Annotated in this window: 16 protein-coding genes; 7 read left to right on the plus strand and 9 right to left on the minus strand. The window is 44.3% G+C overall.

Annotated elements, in window-relative coordinates:
- Positions 1 to 117: 117 nt before the first annotated feature.
- The 3 genes from N39L_RS20645 to N39L_RS20655 form a co-directional block, all read right to left on the minus strand.
- Positions 118 to 453 carry a ribulose bisphosphate carboxylase small subunit gene (locus N39L_RS20645; protein ID WP_006620102.1) on the minus strand — a complete coding sequence of 112 codons (336 nt, stop codon included), beginning with the start codon at positions 451 to 453 and terminating at the stop codon, positions 118 to 120.
- Positions 454 to 501: 48 nt separating this feature from the next.
- Entirely contained in the window at positions 502 to 867 is a 366-nt protein-coding gene (rcbX, locus tag N39L_RS20650) for a RuBisCO chaperone RbcX (protein WP_014276230.1), read from the minus strand.
- Positions 868 to 998: 131 nt separating this feature from the next.
- Positions 999 to 2,429, minus strand: a complete 1,431-nt coding sequence (locus N39L_RS20655) for a form I ribulose bisphosphate carboxylase large subunit (RefSeq protein ID WP_006620100.1) — start codon at positions 2,427 to 2,429, stop codon at positions 999 to 1,001.
- A gap of 457 nt (positions 2,430 to 2,886) precedes the next feature.
- Here N39L_RS20655 and N39L_RS20660 point away from each other — a divergent pair, with 457 nt between their 5' ends.
- Genes N39L_RS20660 through N39L_RS20670 form a run of 3 tightly spaced genes read left to right on the plus strand, consistent with a single transcriptional unit; the run spans position 2,887 to position 7,714 of the window.
- Positions 2,887 to 3,783, plus strand: a complete 897-nt coding sequence (locus N39L_RS20660) for a LysR family transcriptional regulator (RefSeq protein WP_014276231.1) — start codon at positions 2,887 to 2,889, stop codon at positions 3,781 to 3,783.
- 23 nt (positions 3,784 to 3,806) lie between these two features.
- The gene (locus N39L_RS20665) at positions 3,807 to 6,035 is read left to right on the plus strand and encodes an APC family permease (RefSeq protein WP_014276232.1); all 2,229 of its coding nucleotides are present in this window, start codon (positions 3,807 to 3,809) and stop codon (positions 6,033 to 6,035) included.
- 35 nt (positions 6,036 to 6,070) lie between these two features.
- Positions 6,071 to 7,714, plus strand: coding sequence for an alpha/beta hydrolase (locus tag N39L_RS20670; protein WP_014276233.1), 1,644 nt, complete (start codon positions 6,071 to 6,073; stop codon positions 7,712 to 7,714).
- Here the strand turns inward: N39L_RS20670 and N39L_RS20675 are convergent.
- Positions 7,711 to 8,040 (minus strand): hypothetical protein, encoded by a 330-nt coding sequence (locus tag N39L_RS20675; protein ID WP_014276234.1) that lies wholly within the window; start codon positions 8,038 to 8,040, stop codon positions 7,711 to 7,713. The two genes, N39L_RS20670 and N39L_RS20675, sit on opposite strands and share 4 nt — an antisense overlap.
- A 232-nt stretch (positions 8,041 to 8,272) precedes the next feature.
- Here N39L_RS20675 and N39L_RS20680 point away from each other — a divergent pair, with 232 nt between their 5' ends.
- On the plus strand, positions 8,273 to 8,506 hold the full coding sequence (locus tag N39L_RS20680; protein ID WP_014276235.1) for a hypothetical protein: 234 nt from the start codon (positions 8,273 to 8,275) through the stop codon (positions 8,504 to 8,506).
- Positions 8,507 to 8,558: 52 nt separating this feature from the next.
- Here N39L_RS20680 and ilvC read toward each other — a convergent pair whose 3' ends face one another.
- Positions 8,559 to 9,557 carry a ketol-acid reductoisomerase gene (ilvC, locus tag N39L_RS20685; protein WP_043468462.1) on the minus strand — a complete coding sequence of 333 codons (999 nt, stop codon included), beginning with the start codon at positions 9,555 to 9,557 and terminating at the stop codon, positions 8,559 to 8,561.
- 373 nt (positions 9,558 to 9,930) lie between these two features.
- Between ilvC and N39L_RS20690 the strand changes: the two genes are divergently transcribed.
- Positions 9,931 to 10,215, plus strand: coding sequence for a hypothetical protein (locus N39L_RS20690; protein WP_006620093.1), 285 nt, complete (start codon positions 9,931 to 9,933; stop codon positions 10,213 to 10,215).
- A 266-nt stretch (positions 10,216 to 10,481) separates the two neighbouring features.
- On the opposite strand, the gene N39L_RS20695 is transcribed toward N39L_RS20690, so the two are convergent.
- The 3 genes from N39L_RS20695 to N39L_RS20705 form a co-directional block, all read right to left on the minus strand.
- Positions 10,482 to 12,392 (minus strand): tetratricopeptide repeat protein, encoded by a 1,911-nt coding sequence (locus tag N39L_RS20695; RefSeq protein ID WP_014276238.1) that lies wholly within the window; start codon positions 12,390 to 12,392, stop codon positions 10,482 to 10,484.
- A 353-nt stretch (positions 12,393 to 12,745) separates the two neighbouring features.
- Positions 12,746 to 13,618, minus strand: coding sequence for a 6-carboxytetrahydropterin synthase (locus N39L_RS20700; protein WP_014276239.1), 873 nt, complete (start codon positions 13,616 to 13,618; stop codon positions 12,746 to 12,748).
- A gap of 124 nt (positions 13,619 to 13,742) precedes the next feature.
- On the minus strand, positions 13,743 to 14,393 hold the full coding sequence (locus N39L_RS20705; protein WP_014276240.1) for a J domain-containing protein: 651 nt from the start codon (positions 14,391 to 14,393) through the stop codon (positions 13,743 to 13,745).
- Between the two features lie 513 nt (positions 14,394 to 14,906).
- Here N39L_RS20705 and N39L_RS20710 point away from each other — a divergent pair.
- On the plus strand, positions 14,907 to 15,428 hold the full coding sequence (locus N39L_RS20710; RefSeq protein ID WP_006620089.1) for a hypothetical protein: 522 nt from the start codon (positions 14,907 to 14,909) through the stop codon (positions 15,426 to 15,428).
- Between the two features lies 1 nt (position 15,429).
- Here N39L_RS20710 and N39L_RS20715 read toward each other — a convergent pair whose 3' ends face one another.
- Positions 15,430 to 15,900 carry a type IV pilin-like G/H family protein gene (locus tag N39L_RS20715; protein WP_014276241.1) on the minus strand — a complete coding sequence of 157 codons (471 nt, stop codon included), beginning with the start codon at positions 15,898 to 15,900 and terminating at the stop codon, positions 15,430 to 15,432.
- Between the two features lie 803 nt (positions 15,901 to 16,703).
- Between N39L_RS20715 and N39L_RS20720 the strand changes: the two genes are divergently transcribed.
- Entirely contained in the window at positions 16,704 to 18,299 is a 1,596-nt protein-coding gene (locus tag N39L_RS20720) for a hypothetical protein (RefSeq protein ID WP_006620087.1), read from the plus strand.
- Positions 18,300 to 18,324: the final 25 nt, after the last annotated feature.

Below are 18,324 nucleotides of genomic sequence, written 5' to 3' on the forward strand. Positions count from 1 at the left end.
TGTGGTTAAGGTTTTTTATCGATTTCACCCAGATCATAAAGGCAGGGAGTCACCCCTGCCTCAAAATTTTGGAAATTGGCGGTTAGCCTAATCCTAGATTAAATTTTAGCGGGTGATTTAGTACAGTGAGCCAGTGGGACGGTGAACGATAAAGCTGAGAACTTGGCACTGCTTCACGTTATCAAAACCCATAACCCGGATAAAGCACTTAGGATATTCGCGACGGCATTCGTCGATTTCCGCCATAACTTCGCGAACGGTAGTTGCATTAAACAGAGGCAACTTCCACAGAGTCCAGTAGTGCTGTTCAGGCGCAGAGGATTCGCTGAATTCTACCCCAGCAATAAAGCCTTGCTCAAGAATGTACTGAAGCTGTTTCTGGGTCTGAGCATCAGTCAGAGGGGGTAAATAGGACAGAGTTTCGTAACGGCGCTCTTTTGGTAGTGTTTGCATTGTGATTTTCCAGGGTAGTTGTTGAAATTAATTATTTAGACTCCGACCTTAGTCGGGAGGGTTAGTCTCGGAAGTAGTTAGTTGCGTCATTCGTTCCAGGTACTGGCGGCGATGTGCCATATTTCCCTGCTGAATCCCCAGCCGAACCATCTCCGGTAGATAATCCGCCACCTCTTGGGTGAGATGATCTCGGACGGTCATCACCCGGAAAGCCAGTTCTTGATTTTCCTGTAGTAGTTCCTCAAGATAAGCCTCACCATCCTGGATTTTCCCCCGAGAGGAAAAATCACTCAGCCAGATGGCTAAACCAGGGTTAGTCTCTGTCAATTGGTTGGTGATGATGATTACAGCTTGATAGGTTAGGTAACTGGTCAGTACCTTGGTCGTGTCTTTAGCAACTTTTTTGATATCCATGTTCTGACACCAACCCTCTGTTAAGACTTCAAGTTTGAGATATTGGATTGAGTTGTATCCGTAGCTCTCCAAAATTGTCAAGTCAGGGGAATTTGCCCAATCCAAAATCACTTCTCGAAATCTCAGGAAACCTACAGGGTATCCATAGCCTCGAACTCGAATTTGATTTCTTTCCAAAGTTCGCAAGCCACAGCCAGTTCAGGACTCCACTTGCAAGCCTCACGAATCACGTCGCCGCCTTCACGGAACAGGTTACGGCCTTCGTTACGAGCTTGGATGCAGGCTTCGAGAGCCACACGGTTAGCAGTTGCACCAGGAGCATTACCCCATGGGTGTCCCAAAGTACCACCACCGAACTGTAAGCAGGAATCATCACCGAAGATTTCTACCAAAGCTGGCATATGCCAAACGTGAATACCACCGGAAGCAACAGGCATTACACCAGGCATAGAAGCCCAATCTTGGGTAAAGAAGATACCACGAGAACGATCTTCTTCGATGTGGTCTTCCCGCATCAGGTCTACAAACCCCATGGTGATACCTTTTTCACCTTCGAGTTTACCTACAACTGTACCAGAGTGCAGGTGGTCACCACCGGACATCCGTAGACACTTGGCGAGAACCCGGAAGTGGATACCGTGGTTACGTTGACGGTCAACCACGGCGTGCATAGCGCGGTGAATGTGCAGCAACAGACCATTATCACGACACCAACGAGCCAGGGTGGTGTTGGCGGTAAAACCAGCGGTGAAGAAGTCGTGCATGATGATGGGGGTGCCGATTTCTTTGGCAAATTCCGCCCGTTTCATCATTTCTTCGCAGGTGGGGGCTGTTACGTTTAGGTAGTGACCCTTAATTTCGTTGGTTTCAGCCTGGGCTTTTTCGATCGCCTCTTGTACAAATAGGAAGCGATCGCGCCAGCGCATGAATGGTTGAGAGTTGATGTTTTCGTCGTCTTTGGTGAAGTCTAAACCACCACGCAGACACTCATAAACCGCCCGACCGTAGTTTTTAGCCGACAGACCCAGTTTAGGTTTGATTGTGCAACCCAACAGGGGACGACCGTATTTGTTCAATTTGTCCCGCTCAACGGTGATACCGTGGGGAGGGCCTTGGAAGGTTTTGAGGTAAGCAATTGGAATCCGCATATCTTCCAGGCGCAAGCCCCGCAGTGCCTTAAATCCAAATACGTTACCCACGATGGAGGTTAACATATTGGTAACAGAACCTTCTTCAAACAGATCCAAGGGATAGGCAACAAAGCAGAAAAACTGATTGTCTTCGCCGGGTACTGGTTCGATGTGGTAGCAACGACCTTTGTAGCGATCGAGGTCTGTTAACAGGTCAGTCCATACAGTTGTCCAAGTTCCGGTTGAAGATTCTGCTGCTACTGCTGCTCCCGCTTCTTCCGGGGGAACTCCTGGTTGAGGTGAAACACGGAACGCTGCCAGAATATCTGTATCTTTGGGTGTGTAATCCGGCGTGTAATACGTCAGCTTATAGTCTTTTACACCAGCCTGATATCCGGCTTTCGATTTGGTTTGAGTTTGAGAGTAAGACATAACTCCTTTATATCTCCCTTCTGAGGAATCGCTCTTTAAATTTCCGGCTATTTGCCGATTGATTAAAATACTATCAATAAATGGCTTCAGTCAACCTTTAATATTGTTAATATTTCCATTACATTTGTTTATATTTCTTTGCAAAACCACACATTTGGTCCAAAAAAAACATATATATCACTAAATGACTAAAAATAATATTAAGTATTGTAAATATTAGCGGCCAGATCATGAATAATCCCGATCCCGCCACTCTAGGAAGTGGGCGCAACTGGTTAAAGCCGAGAGATCACCAATAGCTTTAGGGGTCGCTGCGCCCCATTCATTTAGGTCTACGGACTGCTATAACCGAGATGGGTAATTATGGGAGTGGCAATCTATTGTATATTATCTATATTTTGATAGACTTAAATCAATAGTACAATCATCATTTCCCATTACTTGGAGGACAAAGCTGGTGATTCAGACCACACTGCATCAGTTAAAGGTTTTTGAAGCCGTAGCGCGTCACGGTAGCTTCACTCGCGCAGCAGAAGAGTTATTGATCACCCAACCCACTGTCTCAAGTCAAGTCAAACATCTATCGCAAGCGGTGGGACTACCACTATTTGAGCAAATTGGCAAACAACTTTATCTGACTGATGCGGGTCAGGAGTTACAAGCGACCTGTCACGATATTTTTCAGCGCCTGGAACATTTCGAGATGACCATTGCTGACCTGAAAGGCGCTAAACAAGGGCGATTAAGTTTATCAGTAGTCACTACAGCCAAATACGTTATTCCCAGACTGTTAGGGTCTTTTTGTCAAAACTACCCAGCCATTGATATTGCCCTACAGGTGATCAATCACCAACAGATTACCCAACGGATGCTGGAAAATAAAGATGATCTATATATACTAAGTCAACCCCCTGAAGATATAGACCTTTGTACGAAACCCTTTTTAGATAATCCCCTAGTGGTGGTAGCCCCCTCTAACCATCCCCTAGTCGGTAAAACCCAAATTCCCATTGAAGCGCTGAACAATGAACCATTTATCATGCGAGAATCTGGGTCAGGGACTCGTAGGGCAGTGCAGAAATTATTTGACAAGAGTAAGGTATCAGTGCGGGTACGCCTAGAATTAGGTAGCAACGAAGCTATCAAACAAGCGATCGCCGGAGGCCTAGGAATTTCCGTTTTATCCAAACATACATTAAACTCGTATGGCGATCAACGAGAGTTAACCACCTTAGATGTGGTAGGATTCCCTATCCAACGTTGTTGGTATGCAGCCTATCTCAACGGGAAACAATTATCAGTTGTCGCCCAGACCTTCTTGGAGTATCTTCTCGAGTGCGGTAAGTCTCATTGACCTGGGTTTAAACATAGCGTGACATGAAACTACCCTTTTTGCCATCTCAACCACCATCAGAACCCACCCCAACTTCCCAAACCGGAGCCGGTTTAGGCACCTTTGGTGGAGTCTTCACCCCCTCAGTTTTAACCATCCTGGGGGTGATTATGTACCTGCGATTTGGATGGGTAGTCGGTCAGGTGGGACTGTGGGGAACCTTAGCTATCGTCACCCTATCAACTTCTATCACCTTTCTGACCTCTCTTTCCATTTGTGCGATCGCCACAGATCAAGTAGTCAGAGCCGGCGGAGCCTATTATATGATTAGTCGCTCCCTGGGTATTGAATCCGGCGGAGCCATTGGGATACCCTTATATTTTGCCCAAGCCATCTCCGTTGCTCTCTATACTATCGGTTTCGCCGAAAGTCTAGTCATCACCTTTCCTCAACTCAATATTAAAGTTGTCGCCACCATCACCACCATCATGGTGGCTATAATTGCCATTAAGTCCGCAAAATTAGCGATTAAAGCCCAATACTTCATCATGGCAGCGATCGCCCTGTCCCTCATCTCCTTATTATTCGGCAGTCCGGTTGAAGCCAGTACACAAGACATAGAAATCGCCACCAACCTCCCCAAAGTAGGATTTTGGCAAGTGTTCGCCGTCTTTTTCCCCGCTGTTACCGGAATTATGGCAGGGGTCAATATGTCAGGAGACCTGCAAAACCCCACCAAAGCCATCCCCACAGGAACCCTCGCCGCCGTCGGCACAGGTTATGTAATATATATGTTGCTACCCGTCCTATTATGGATGCAAGGGGATACAGAAAGCCTCCTAGCCGATGCGCTAATCATGAAACGGATAGCTTTCTGGGGACCATCTATCCTGCTGGGAGTCTGGGGAGCCACCCTATCGAGTGCCCTAGGTAGTATATTAGGAGCCCCAAGAGTCCTGCAAGCCTTAGCCAAAGATGGCATTTTACCCAACTCGTTAAAATTCCTAGGAACCGGATCGGGACCCGATAATGAACCCCGTATCGCCACAGTTGTTACCCTAGGATTTGTATTAATTGCCGTTGCTGTCGGCGACCTCAACCTGATCGCCCCAGTGCTGAGTATGTTCTTTCTGACCACCTATTTGGTACTCAACCTAGCAGCAGGTATCGAGACCTTTTTAGAAAGTCCCTCCTTTCGTCCCACCTTCAAAGTTCACTGGCTATTATCTCTGTTAGGAGTCGTCGGCTGTTTAGGGGTAATGTTCCTCATTGATGCGATCGCCACCATTATCGCCGCCATCATTGTCTTTAGTATCTATATTTGGTTAGAGCGACGAGAACTAGAAAGCGCCTGGGGAGATATCCGTCAGGGAGTTTGGATGGCCCTAGTGCGTCGAGGTTTATTTCAACTGAGTTACACCCCAGACACCAAAAACTGGCGACCCCATATCCTCACCTTTTCCGGTGCGCCCAATAAACGTTGGTCTTTAGTGGAATTAGCAGCTAATTTTAGTCATAACGTCAGCCTGTTTACTGTTTGCACCATCTTACCCACAGGCTCCCGTAGTCCGACCCAAAGAAATGAAATAGAAGCGATTTTGCGCGATTATTTAGAAAAACGAGCCATAGCAGGCTTAGTCAGGGTAATTATGGCTGATGATCCCTTCACTGGCTCCCGTCAACTCGTAGAATCCTACGGAATTGGTCCCTTAGTACCCAATACAATTTTATTAGGAGATTCCCAATCCCCTGAACGTCGAAAATCATATTGTGAAACCCTAGTACATTTTCACAAAACCGCTCGTAGTGTACTCATATTAAGGGATGAATCAGATCAGGGATTTAGCGATCGACAGAAGATTGATATCTGGTGGGGGGGTCTTAATACTAATGGAGGCTTGATGCTAATTCTGGCTTATTTGTTGCGGACCAGTCTGGAGTGGCGCGGAGCCGAAATTAATTTAAACTTAGTTGTACCCGACCAAACAGCAGCCGTAGCAGCCCAGACTAATTTGGCTAAAGTTGTTACACAGTTACGCATTGGGGCTAAACCCCAGGTGATTGTGTCTCAAGGACAACCTTTCCCGGAAATTCTACGGTCTTCCTCTCAGGATGCCGATTTGGTATTTTTGGGTATGGCTACCCCCAAAGAGGATTTAGAGTACAGTGAATATTACGAGCGCCTCCAGAAAATGGCTACAGGATTACCCGCTACAATTTTTGTGTTAGCTGCTCCTGATTTTGCCTTCTCTGAGGTGTTACAAAAAGATTAGGTTCACTTTTTTTTCAACAAGTAATCTGAGGTGTCATGGGGCTGAACTTTCAATGGTCTAGGTTAAAGTTAGCTGTACTTTCGGCGATCGCATTGGGGACTCATATTGCGATCGCTACCCCAGTGAAGGCAGCAGAAACAATTATAGTTCGCCAAGGGATTATGTCCCTGTCCTTGGCGATCGAAGATTTAGAAATATTAGCCAACACCGGAAAAGCTCCCCCCGGACTCCGAGGTTATGAACTGTTTTTGTCTGCTCAACAAAAACAACAAGTCCTGGCCGCTTTCAATTCCCAAATAGGCATCCCACCCACCGCCGTCCGCAATTTACTGACAACCCAAATTGGCGAAAACATCCTTGACGAAATTGCCACCATTACCCGCACTCAGGACCCCCAAACCCGAGGCGCAGACATTAAAACCGCCCTATTAGAAGCCGCCGAAAGCGAGTCTGGGTTATCAATACTAGGGTTTTTACAAAGCTACCCTAACCCAGAATTGAGAATTGATATCGATGTCGCCTTTGATGTGTTTAGTCGCCTCAACCGTTCCTTTTGGCGGACTCAGCAGTTTATGGTGGAAATAGTCCAACAATTAGGACCCACAGATGCTAATTTAACCCTCCCCCTAGACCCCACCCAACCAGGTCCTCACCAAGTGATCACCACTACCCATACCTTTGAGGATACAGCCAGAAACCGCACCATTGATGTAGATATTTATTGGTCAGAAGCCGTCACCAGCGATCGCCCTGTGGTACTGTTTACCCACGGTCGCGGTTCCGTTCGCAACGAATTACAATATGTAGCCCGCCACCTAGCATCCCACGGCTATGCTTTCGTCACCTTAGAACATCCCGGCAGTAACCAGACCTATATTAGCCAAAATCTGGCAATGCAACCACAGGAGTTGTTAGAACGTCCCCAGGATATTAGTTTTGTTCTCGATCAGTTAACTCAACTCACCCAAACCGGTGGAGTTATAGAACGTAGCCTTAATCCTAACCGGGTTTTAGTGATTGGTTATTCCCTCGGTGGTGGTACAGCTTTAACTATAGCTGGGGGAGAGTTTCAACTCGACTCCCTACGCCAGCGCTGTCAGCAGGACGCAATTACTTTAAGTTCCGGACAAATTACCCAATGTATCGCCACTGAACTACCAGGCGATCGCTATAGGCTATATGATCCTCGCATCAAAGCAGCGATCGCCCTTAATCCTACCGCATCCTTAATCTTTGGTGAAACCGGACTAACTCAAATCCGAGTTCCCACCCTCATTTTTTCCACCTCCGCCGATAAACTCACCCCCGCCTTATCCGACCAAATCGCCATATTTCCCCAAATTCCCGCACCTAAATGGTTAGTTGGAGTTTTGGGGGGAACCCACCTCAGCGCCAAAGACCCCGATTTTGTCTTAGATCAATCCCGCGTTCCCAGTACACCCCTATCTGGTGATGAAGTAGCAGGTATCGCCGCCGCCGATATCCAAAACTATGTCAAAGCCTTTACCCTAGCCATGGCCGCACAGTTAACACCAGAAGCCGAAAAATATCAAATTTTTCTCACCCCAGAATACTTTGAGTTTATTTCTACCGATGCCTTTCCAGTGCGGCTAATCACCGAAATTCCCGAACCTATGCAGATCCTCGTTGATTCATTTCTCAAAGACCAGTTACCCTAAACTTTGCCAAAATGGTAGCTACTATGAGTTCCATTAGGATAAAGAAAAGTGCAAACCACAGATACATCAGGGTTATAAGCAATGAGCATCTCTTGCAATTTCATCTGTTTCCAATCCGAAAGCATAGAATCAAGACTACTCATAGGACGGTATTGGAATTGCCATTCTTCCAACTCCGTCGAGTTATTCTCCAACTGGCGCAACAGCACCACTGTTCCTTTTTCTCCACTGTTTTTGTAGCCGCGATCGCTCATTTCCGATATTTTCTCGGCATTGGCTTCAATCACAGCAATTTGTTGTTCGGGAGTTTCTAAAACATCAGCCATAGTAATTTACGATAAGCTCATCAGATAATCGAAGCCTTGCTCCTCCTAGGACTGGGGCTGGTAGGCGAAGTAAGCTAGGAGGTAGTTACACAGGTTAAGATAGAACTATCATCAGGGAACCAAAAACAGGGAACAGGCATTCCTGGCATCTACCGTCAGATATAGTAAATTGCTATATCTATAATCTATCAATATCAGTAACCCCAGTAAATCTTAACCCCAATCAGTTGATATGACTCCTAAAAAAATTCTAGGGCTGATAGTATTCGCCCTAATTGTTACCTTTATTACCTCTGCTGATGGTTTTACCTTCCTACCCGACCCAGTGCGGGGCGCTAGTAAAACCAGCCGCGAATTTTTAATTGGGCTGGTTCCCGACTGGCTAACCCCCCATAATTTCAACGAAGAACGGGAAAGGGATGTCGAACAGTTACAGAATACAACGCCAGAAAATAGCGGTAATTAAGGCAAAAAGTCAGCCTATAAGTTTACCGGGCTACTCTCTCCCCGTGGCTATCTTAGGCTTTCTTTTTCAGCCAGCTAAACATCGCCCGCAGGTCATGACCAACTTCCTCGATAGGATGTTCGGCTTCCTGGCGGCGCATGGCGGTAAACCCGGCTTTACCAGATTGATTTTCTAACACAAACTCCCGCGCAAACTGACCTGTTTGGATCTCTTTGAGGATCTTACGCATTTCTGCGCGGGTAGCATCTGTAATTACACGGGGGCCGCGAGTATAATCTCCATATTCGGCCGTATTGGAGATACTATCGCGCATTTGAGCCAAACCACCCTCAACCACTAAATCTACAATCAGTTTGACTTCGTGGAGGCATTCAAAATAGGCTAATTCCGGCTGATATCCGGCCTCTACAAGGGTCTCAAATCCAGCTTTAATAAGGGCACTTAAACCACCACAGAGAACCGCCTGCTCGCCAAATAGGTCGGTTTCTGTCTCTTCCCGGAATGTGGTTTCCAAGATGCCACCACGAGTGCCACCAATACCTTTAGCATAGGCCATAGCGCGATCGCGTGCTTGTCCTGACGCATCCTGATAAACCGCAAACAGACAAGGAACCCCCTGTCCTTCTTGATATGTACGGCGCACCAGGTGTCCAGGACCTTTGGGCGCTACCATGATCACGTCTACATTCTCTGGGGGGACAACTTGACCAAAATGGATATTAAACCCGTGGGCAAATGCTAGGGTTTTGCCTTCGCTGAGATTGGGTTCGATTTCGTTTTTGTAGACGGTTTTCTGCACTTCATCCGGTAGGAGGATCATAATTAGATCGGCAATTTTAGCCGCTTCATCTACCGGATAAACTGTTAAGCCGGCATCTTTGGCTTTAGTGGCTGACTTACTCCCTGGATATAGCCCGACGATGACGTTCATGCCACTATCTTTAAGGTTCAGGGCATGGGCATGGCCTTGGGAGCCATAGCCGACAATTGCAATGGTTTTACCTGCCAATAGATCTAGGTTGGCATCGGCATCGTAGTACATACGGGCCATAATCCGGGTTCTCCTTCCTATTCAAGTTGTGTGTTAAGGGGTACTTGCAAAACTTAAATCATATCATGGGTAGAGACCTAGTGGCATATATGATCCTGGTCACGATTTTCGGTAATTGCTACTCAAATCGGGCACATGATAGCTTCGACCGAGTTTTGTAAATATCTTTTAAATATCGTTGCCAATATTGTTACAAAATCTCAACTGGGCGATCGCCTAAAAGTCTTGTCAACACTGACTTGGGGTTTTTTAGGCTCAAATTTTGGCCGGGATTTGTTATTAAGTCTTGTGTCAGGGTCCTGCTGTGACGGGAAATTTGAGTTTCAATTAGAACTATAACCAACCTAATGTGATGTCAATGGCATAGCGTGATATGAAACAACCTTCACAGTTAACACGGCTGATTTGGGATTTCTATCGAGAAAACGAAGCCGAATTGCAACAGCTTAGACCCTTGGGACAGTGTAAAGTCTATAGGCGGTGGGGTGTTTTGCATATTCAGTGCATGAACCAGGACATCGCAGACGCTGTAAAATCCTCCCCATCGCTAATTCAGGAACCTGTTGTTCTGATGCGACTGGCTCATCAAATTAAAATATCGGTTAAGAATACAACGGTGGCTGTGTTTGATGTTAATTGGGACACCATCATCGCCTAGAACCTTTTGGTACGTCATAGTCTGGTCCCTACGGTCGTCGGATTGTAGGGACTTTGTTATATTCACAATTTTTTCTCAAATTTCCCGGAGTGCTTCATCTCCGACAGGAATAGGAAAAAGTAGATGCACCCTGATGGTTTTCCCCCGGCTGAGGCTGGGGGATTTTTTTGCCCAATACTGGACAATTACAAATTTTAAGACGATCGCCACCTTAACCGAGCGATCGCCTTCATCAACATCTCAACTTATTAACAGCTTTCCATCTATTAAGCCGGAACAGGTGAGAAACCATTATTATCACCTATCGATTGAGAACTATTAGCCGCTTTTTTGCCATTGCGTAACTCTTTTTGAATCGAAATAGCTTTTCCTAAAGAAGCGATCGCCTCCTGATATTTTTTCAGTCGGGATAATAAAGCGCCCCTGTGTCGCCAACTTTCCGCATGATCTGGCTTCAAAGCAATCGCCGTATCAAAACAAGCGATCGCATCATCATGTCGTTCCAACTTCTCTAAACAGATTCCCCGTTGACACCAAGCCTGATAAGCATCTGGCTGTAAAGCAATCACCCGATCCCAATTAGCCAGCGCCTGTTCATACTGTTTTAAAGCCGTTAAAATCTCACCTCGCCCCATCCAAGCCTCATAGCTATCCGATTTCAGGCTAATCGCCCGATCATAACAAATCACAGCCTCTTCATGACGTGCTAATTTTACTAAAACTCCCCCCTGAGAAATCCAAAGTTCTGGCTCCTTAGAATTCAGAGATATCGCCTGTTCATAGCAAGATAGAGCCTCCGAATATTGATTAATATGACATAAAGCCATCCCTCGATTTGCCCAAATATCAAACTGACCTGGATTAATTTGAATCGCCCGATCATAAGATGATATAGCTTCCTGATAGCGTTTTAATTGACTTAAAACATTACCTCGATTATGCCAAGTTTCATAATGATTCGCTTCCAGCTTAATCGCCCGATCATAAGACTCTAAAGCCTGCTCATACTTCTGAAATTTACGCAGTAAAGCCCCCCGATTGTGCCAAGCCGCATAATCATTAGGCTGAATCTTTAACGCCTGATTATAGGCTGAAAGAGCCTGGGAATAACGTTTTAAACGCACCAAAACATTACCCCGATTATACCAAGCATCTGACCGCTTAGGCTGAATCTTTAACGTGCGATCATAACACTCCAAAGCCTCAGAATATTGTTTTAGCTGCACCAAAGCATTACCCTTTTGATACCAAGCCTCATCTAAATCAGGGTTAATTTCCAAAGCCCGATCGCAAGAAGCGATCGCTTGTTTATATTGACGTTCATTAATTAGAGCTTCCCCCTTTTTCAGGAAATCATCCGCAATTAAAGGCTGAGAAGTATGCGGATGCTTAGGAGGTAATCGTAATTCATGATTATCATGATTAGATGGAGATTTTGATATCGGCTTAGAGATAGGTGGCGCAGAAACTGGTAAGGCTGGCGTATTAACCTGTTCCATCGCCTGATTTTTATAATTTTGCAGCTCCACCATCATCTGTTGTACCTGTCTAAGATACTGTAACTTCAGATTTTCTAGTTCTTGAATCGATACCTGGGAAGCCTCAACCTCTTTCCTTAAAAAATGAATAGACTTTTGTGCTACTTTCAACTGCATTTCTAAATCTTTAACCAATTTTTTAGACTGATAATGAGATTTTTTTAGTTGTGATTCTAAACCATCCAATTTATCTAATCTTTTGTTAGTTTCACTCACCAACTCTCGAATCACTAAGCGCCGCACCAACCAGAAAAACATCAAAGTTAAAGTCGGTGATAAAGTAGAAATTAACAGCAAAGTATTGAGTAATATAATCGTGTAGCCAAATTCAGAATTAGCTACAGAAGGGCTAACCTGAGCCAGTGACAAAGATGGGGAAGCTGAGGCTATAAATACCACTTCATCTGTTGTTAATGATGAATCCTCAGCTAATTCTGGCCGGCTCCAAGTTTCCGGGGTGCCAACAGTGGGAGTCAGTTCAACTTGGCTAATTTCGATATCAATTTTATCAACCAAATTTTCCGTATCACCAACCGGATTAGAACCAGATGTTAACTTAGGGGCGGCAGTTGCCGGATTTAGGAATTCGTTAGCTGCAAGCGCAGTCAGAGTCAACAGTGTTAGGGTCGATAGCCTCATGGATATAACTCACTCTTGCTTGATGATTAGGGGGATGGATAACGGATAGCTAAATAGTGACTCCCCCCCGGTTTAATATCCTTTAAACTCAGGGGGAGTGTCTTAGCTAGTTCATAATTACGCCCCAATTTTTGCAGGTCAGGAAATTGATAGTTATAATCTAGGGAGTTGAGGATTGGTTAAGAGTCAATCCGGTTGAGCAACCATCATCAAAGTTTCTGGTCGCCATAGCATCCCCGACCCCCCAGGAAAAACTATCGATTTGGATTTGATAGCCACACCAAAAAAAGCAGGCAAAATACCTGCTTTTTACAGTAAAACATTAGACTAATTGATATCGGGCTTGATATCTCTTATGCACCTACTGCTACCGGTTCTCGATGGCTGGCTAGAGGAGTTTGATGTTCCGATGGTGTGCAGTAGACCTCACAGGAATTGTTAGGGCTTTCAATCAACTTGATTTTATGGAGATTGGCTCCTAATTCATCAATGGGATTTTGCAGCAATTCACGGATATAAACGGCAATATTTTCAGCGGTTGGTACGACCTTAGCAAAGTAGGGAATATCTTTGTTGAGGAAAGTATGATCGAAGGGTTCAACCACATAATCATCGATCGCCTTCTGCACAGCCCCTAAATCCGCAATCATACCCGTGCGGGGGTCAATTTGACCACGAATGGTAACTTCTAGGTGATAATTGTGTCCGTGACCGTGAGGACGGGCGCATTTGCCATAAATTTTCGAGTTATCCTCATCATTCAGGAGAGGGTGAGCTAGGCGATGAGCCGCGCTAAAGTGGGTGCTGATGGTTAGATATGCTTCCATGGCGTTTCCTTGATAATCTGCCCAAAGTTGGGGGTGTTCAAATAGTTGAATGTTGGTTAGGGGTAAATGGGGGGCTAAACGATGCCAAATTAAATAAGCCAGAAATTCAGTTGTGGGTAGGGTGTGCTGAAATTCCGGCCATGCTTCATTGAGGAATGAAAAATCTAGGGGTTCGGTAACTTCACTCCTAATGGTATGTTTGACGTTCGACAGGTTAAGTACCATGCCATATTCGTCTAGTTCCCCTACCATTGAAACATACAGGACATAATTATGGCCGTGACCGGGGGCGCGGGCTGTTTGTCCAAATTTGGCAAAATTTTCGGCTTCGCTTAGTTCTGGCAACCAGTAACGGTGACTGGCTGAAAACTGGGCGCGACGGGTAATCAGGCATTGCATAAATGCAGGTTAATTTTTGCTTGTTAAGTTCTGTTAACTAATGTAGTCGGTTTCCGAATTTTTTTCAACCTCGATCCCCATGGTATGATGCTCTGCTCAAGAAATTATGGCGATCGCTCTCTGGTTAAAGGAATTTATGGATTTGCTCTTGGGCTTCTTGACGTAAGCGATCGGCAATGCGGAAAAATTCATGGCCAGCGTGTAGATAGGATTCGTCATAGTTCAGCGTAAACATATTTAATTCTTCGATACCATCACCAATATGATTCAGACAGTAATAAAGATGCGCCGCCACTCCCGCAATATTCGCCGGGTTGGGAGTCGAGCGAAATCGAGTTTGGGTTTCCGCTAGGATATCTCTACAGGTTTCAATATAGGCTTGGAAATCTGCCATTAATTCATCATCAAAGGGGTCGCCCGATAAGTTATCGATTTCTTGTTTAAATGGTTGAAAAATCCGCTCAATATTTTGATTAACAGGCCTATAGACTTCCTGTAACCATTGGTCTAGGTCAAAATCTTTAGACCGCCCTTTGGGCTTCTGTTTACGGGGTCGGGTTGGGCTGCTTAGGCTCCGGTCATAATTTTCACGTTTTTGGGGATCGCTCAGAACTTCATAGGCTTGATTAATCCGAATAATTATATCGTGATTGGCTGTTTCTTCCTGACTGTCTGGATGGAATTTTTTGGCTAATCTCCGATAGGATTTTTTGATATCCGTTTGACTGGAATGGGGTGCAACCTCTAAGATTCTATAGTAATCATCAATTTGCATCATCTTTTAACAGTGATCATGATAGTTTAAAAAATGCTAAAATTCCCTAGTATTTAGCTATGAGATTAAGTGATGCAGCCCCGTAAATATCTGGTAGCAATCATCATCATTAACGACATTGCCATATTTAAACACCCAGAAATTATTAGATGTCTGAAATATTTTATACATAATAGCTAAATTTGATCATCTCTGGCCTTCCTTAACGCCACTGGCTCGGCAGGACTGAAGGCTCACTACAGCCATCTGGTTTGGGGTTAGGGGACTCAGTAATGGTCTCGTATCACCTATATTTATGCTGATGAGCCAAATTATCTGGGTTACTCAAATATTAGTTGCTCCCTGAATCCATCTCTGGTATATCATTTGGTGTTTTTTGTCAACCCCCTAAAGGGAGGAATATTATCATCTTTTTGCAGATTTTGCTATTAACAACAATCTGTTAAAATTCTAGCGGAGAGTGGAATATATCCCCAAGACTAAAACTCCCCAATTCGTCAATGAGGACAATATATGAGTAGACTTCGTAAAATTCTCGCTGGGGCTGGAATTGCTACCGTCGGTGCTATTGGTACTAAGATGGCGGTAGATTATTTCCGCAATCGCAATAAAGAAGAAGTGGTTGACGAAAGTGAAGGTGATGTCGAGGAAGAAGAACTTCCGGCTGAACAGGTGAGCTATGCTGTAGTTCAGGATGATTCACTTCAGGAATTCCTTGATGCGGCTTTTGGCGCTCCTGGTCGCTATGTTCCTACCCGTCCTTCTAAGGTTTTCTCCTATCACGGGGAAGAATATATGGTGGTTTGGACTTATGATAATGATAAGTCGAAAAATCAAATGTTGGCGTTTAAATACACTGATGCAGGACGGAAGATGATCGCTAGTGTTGGATACACCAGCGAGAAGACTGATTATAACTTGACTGGTTTGGGTGAAACCGAATTCGCGATCGAGGTTAATGGCGAAAAAATCACTTCTGGTCAAGGAGAAACAGACGGCACAGATGATGTTGATTTTGTTCCGGTAACCGCCTAGATCAGCGTACTGGAGTAGATCCAGGAGGACATTTTAATCCTTGACCAGGTACAGGGGTTGAGGATAATAAGGGGGGTATTTTAGATGGTGTGTCTGTTGGGCACAGGTTAGCCATCAAGACCACCCCTCCCTCGTTTTTTCCTACTGTCATGACACCACTATAACTACGCAGGTCATCGGTTTTGGCTGTGGCTGTTATGAAGACGGTTTGAGCGGTTTCGCCTTCGGTTTTAATGGCGTATTGATAACTGTCGGTTTCCAGATTGAGATGACCAGATAGACCCTGAAGGGAATTAGCAAAATAACCTTGATTTTGATAATATGTCTGTTGTCCCAAGGCGATCGCCTTCATCATCAAAGGAGCGCGATCGCTACTTCGCAACCCTGGTATATCTTCCAAGACAGACGAAAAATTGACCTGACAACCCGTTAAAACGATAGGAGCCAAAAATAGCAAATATTTCCACATCATCTCAGTTTCCTTGACTTAACGCGATGCTAGACCTCACTACAAGGCGATCTGGCTTGATTCCTGAAATTAATGAGAAATCACAATGGGATCCAAAATGGGTAACCGCAACCTTTGGACAGTCCCGGAGAGGACTATATGAGTATTTACTCATGGGGGCTTAACAGCGATCGCCACAGCCATAAATAGGTAAACTACCTTCAGGGAAGTGGTAGTGTCCTGGGGGATAATATGCGATCGGAGCTAGGGATTGTCCCAAAAGTGCTAAAACTTGGCGATCTTAGTTGAGGCTTTGGGTAGGATCAGCACCTATCGTTGGTAACCAGCTAACAGGCTACCATGGGCTGTGTCAACCGAAAACTATCCGATTATGATTGATATAGCCGGGGTCTGACGCAGCCTACGCCACCAATATCGCACTAAGCGTGCGATCGCATCAAAGTCCGCCATCAGTTCTGGGGGGTAATCTAAATGGCTGAATGAGAATGATTAACCATTATACAATAAATGACCTACAATGTACCTTGTACAAGGTAAAAGGTAGATAGAGGCGAGTTTTAAATGCTCTATTGTGATGATGGTTTGGTGTTTATATATTCCGTAAAATACACTTAAATAATTCCGTATGGCTTGGTTGATTTTGGCGAAATCACTGATAAATAATCCTACTTAACCAGGCTAAAATATAGCCAATATTTTGAATGGTTATATATTGATTATATATGACTAATAAATTTTGCCGAATCTGGCGGCTCACACTATCACAAACTAACTGTTGATTTATCAATGATTTGTAGGAGGCAAAAATGCCAGCCAAATCGATCCTGGATGATGTTGTGCAAAACTTAGATACCAGCGATGAGGTGTTTCGTATAAAAAAAATCATGATTTGTGCTACCCATGGAAAATGGGAGAGTGATTCAGCAGTTATCGCCAATACTCCTATGCGGGATTTAGTGCAATCTTTGTATTGGAGTACCCAAAGCCTTGAACGGCTTAATAGTATTTTGAATAAAATTTTATATAAAATTAACAAAAAAACAGAATATACAGTTATTGTTAATCTGGTATTGAGTCAAGTTGGGAGATTGTACCTTGAGGGAGATCAGGAATCTTCTACTGAGATGGTTATGACTTCCTATCAGTCGTCAGACCGTCCTCACTCTCAACTTGATTGGTCAGTTAATCCCGAAAACTTTAACCACAATCCTCCCCCCAAAAAACTAGATAATATCTTTGATATTCGTTTCAAGATCATGCAGACTGCCAACCCATTAAGGGTGAAGATATTGATATTTTCCGTCTTAGAAAATGAGTTTACATTTAGCGATCGCGACTGGCTACAACTCAAATCAATCGAGTTAGATAACCTGATTGAACAACTGTTTCAAATGTTTCCTAACTTTGAAGATTTGAAAGTTTATCTCAAAAAAATGGTCGCTTACCTAGAGGATTCTGATGAAGATGCTCAAGTGGCAACAGTTTTAATTGAAACCATGCGTCTTTGCTATAATCATCAAGTAGTTAATCACAACTATTTTCAGGAATTACCTGAATCTAATTATAGTCAGGATCAAAAATTATCTGATCTCGCCAAAACTCAGGGAATTGATTTGAACGAAAGCCAGACTATTCAAGTAGCAATGCCCACCAATTTAGTCGCATCTCCCACACCGGAAATCTCAGGATTACAAACCTTACCAATTCCTACAGAGTCCGGTCAAGCGCTATCCAATAACGAATTGGTATCAGAGTCATCGGCTAACCGTTCTAAGTCCAATATTATTCAGGAACGTTTGGGGTTAAAAGATGGTATTCACAAGCGAGTTAGCCAGGGAGTAACCGAAGCTATAACATCCATTGCTAATACCCTACAGAGTTTAGAAGACCAACTAGACGGCCGAATGATTAGCTATGAGGTTGAGGAGCAGTTAAAATTCAAGTATGAGGTGCTTAAAGACTTCATTGCTCAAGTTCAAGAACAAATCCTACAACTAGAAGAAATAGTTGATCAATCTGAAACGACAGAACGCCAACAAACCGCAGCCAAATCAGAGATTACTGACCCGTTACCACCACCTACTCAGATATCAGATTCCGGGGGTACTAATCAGGTACTAGAACTAGCTAAAGAGGGTAATCCTAAAGCGATCGCATCCTTCCTAAATCACTTAGTAAAATCCAAAGGTATCCACGTTTTAGCTCAATCTAAAAATCAGTGTTTGCATCTAATTCTCGAATCCCAGCACAGTTTCGCGCCAGAATCAACCACCCAGTTTATCCACAAAAAGTTACTATCCCTACAACTACAATCTATTAACATTGTCAAAATTTACTTCCGTAAGCCAGGTGATCAGTCTTTTATTTGGGCTCAAAAAATCAACTATGTAAACCATAGTTAATAATTGATAATTCCGAATAAATTAA

Source organism: Limnospira platensis NIES-39, from assembly GCF_026000695.1.
Classification (GTDB): Bacteria; Cyanobacteriota; Cyanobacteriia; order Cyanobacteriales; family Microcoleaceae; genus Limnospira; species Limnospira platensis.

What these genes read in the sequence shown, in the direction of transcription:
- N39L_RS20645 (WP_006620102.1), bottom strand. Translation starts at nt 453, where the DNA reads ATGCAAACACTACCAAAAGAGCGCCGTTACGAAACTCTGTCCTATTTA.
- rcbX (WP_014276230.1), bottom strand. Translation starts at nt 867, where the DNA reads ATGGATATCAAAAAAGTTGCTAAAGACACGACCAAGGTACTGACCAGT.
- N39L_RS20655 (WP_006620100.1), bottom strand. Translation starts at nt 2,429, where the DNA reads ATGTCTTACTCTCAAACTCAAACCAAATCGAAAGCCGGATATCAGGCT.
- N39L_RS20665 (WP_014276232.1), top strand. Translation starts at nt 3,807, where the DNA reads ATGAAACTACCCTTTTTGCCATCTCAACCACCATCAGAACCCACCCCA.
- N39L_RS20670 (WP_014276233.1), top strand. Translation starts at nt 6,071, where the DNA reads ATGGGGCTGAACTTTCAATGGTCTAGGTTAAAGTTAGCTGTACTTTCG.
- N39L_RS20675 (WP_014276234.1), bottom strand. Translation starts at nt 8,040, where the DNA reads ATGGCTGATGTTTTAGAAACTCCCGAACAACAAATTGCTGTGATTGAA.
- N39L_RS20680 (WP_014276235.1), top strand. Translation starts at nt 8,273, where the DNA reads ATGACTCCTAAAAAAATTCTAGGGCTGATAGTATTCGCCCTAATTGTT.
- ilvC (WP_043468462.1), bottom strand. Translation starts at nt 9,557, where the DNA reads ATGGCCCGTATGTACTACGATGCCGATGCCAACCTAGATCTATTGGCA.
- N39L_RS20690 (WP_006620093.1), top strand. Translation starts at nt 9,931, where the DNA reads ATGAAACAACCTTCACAGTTAACACGGCTGATTTGGGATTTCTATCGA.
- N39L_RS20695 (WP_014276238.1), bottom strand. Translation starts at nt 12,392, where the DNA reads ATGAGGCTATCGACCCTAACACTGTTGACTCTGACTGCGCTTGCAGCT.
- N39L_RS20700 (WP_014276239.1), bottom strand. Translation starts at nt 13,618, where the DNA reads ATGCAATGCCTGATTACCCGTCGCGCCCAGTTTTCAGCCAGTCACCGT.
- N39L_RS20705 (WP_014276240.1), bottom strand. Translation starts at nt 14,393, where the DNA reads ATGCAAATTGATGATTACTATAGAATCTTAGAGGTTGCACCCCATTCC.
- N39L_RS20710 (WP_006620089.1), top strand. Translation starts at nt 14,907, where the DNA reads ATGAGTAGACTTCGTAAAATTCTCGCTGGGGCTGGAATTGCTACCGTC.
- N39L_RS20715 (WP_014276241.1), bottom strand. Translation starts at nt 15,900, where the DNA reads ATGATGTGGAAATATTTGCTATTTTTGGCTCCTATCGTTTTAACGGGT.
- N39L_RS20720 (WP_006620087.1), top strand. Translation starts at nt 16,704, where the DNA reads ATGCCAGCCAAATCGATCCTGGATGATGTTGTGCAAAACTTAGATACC.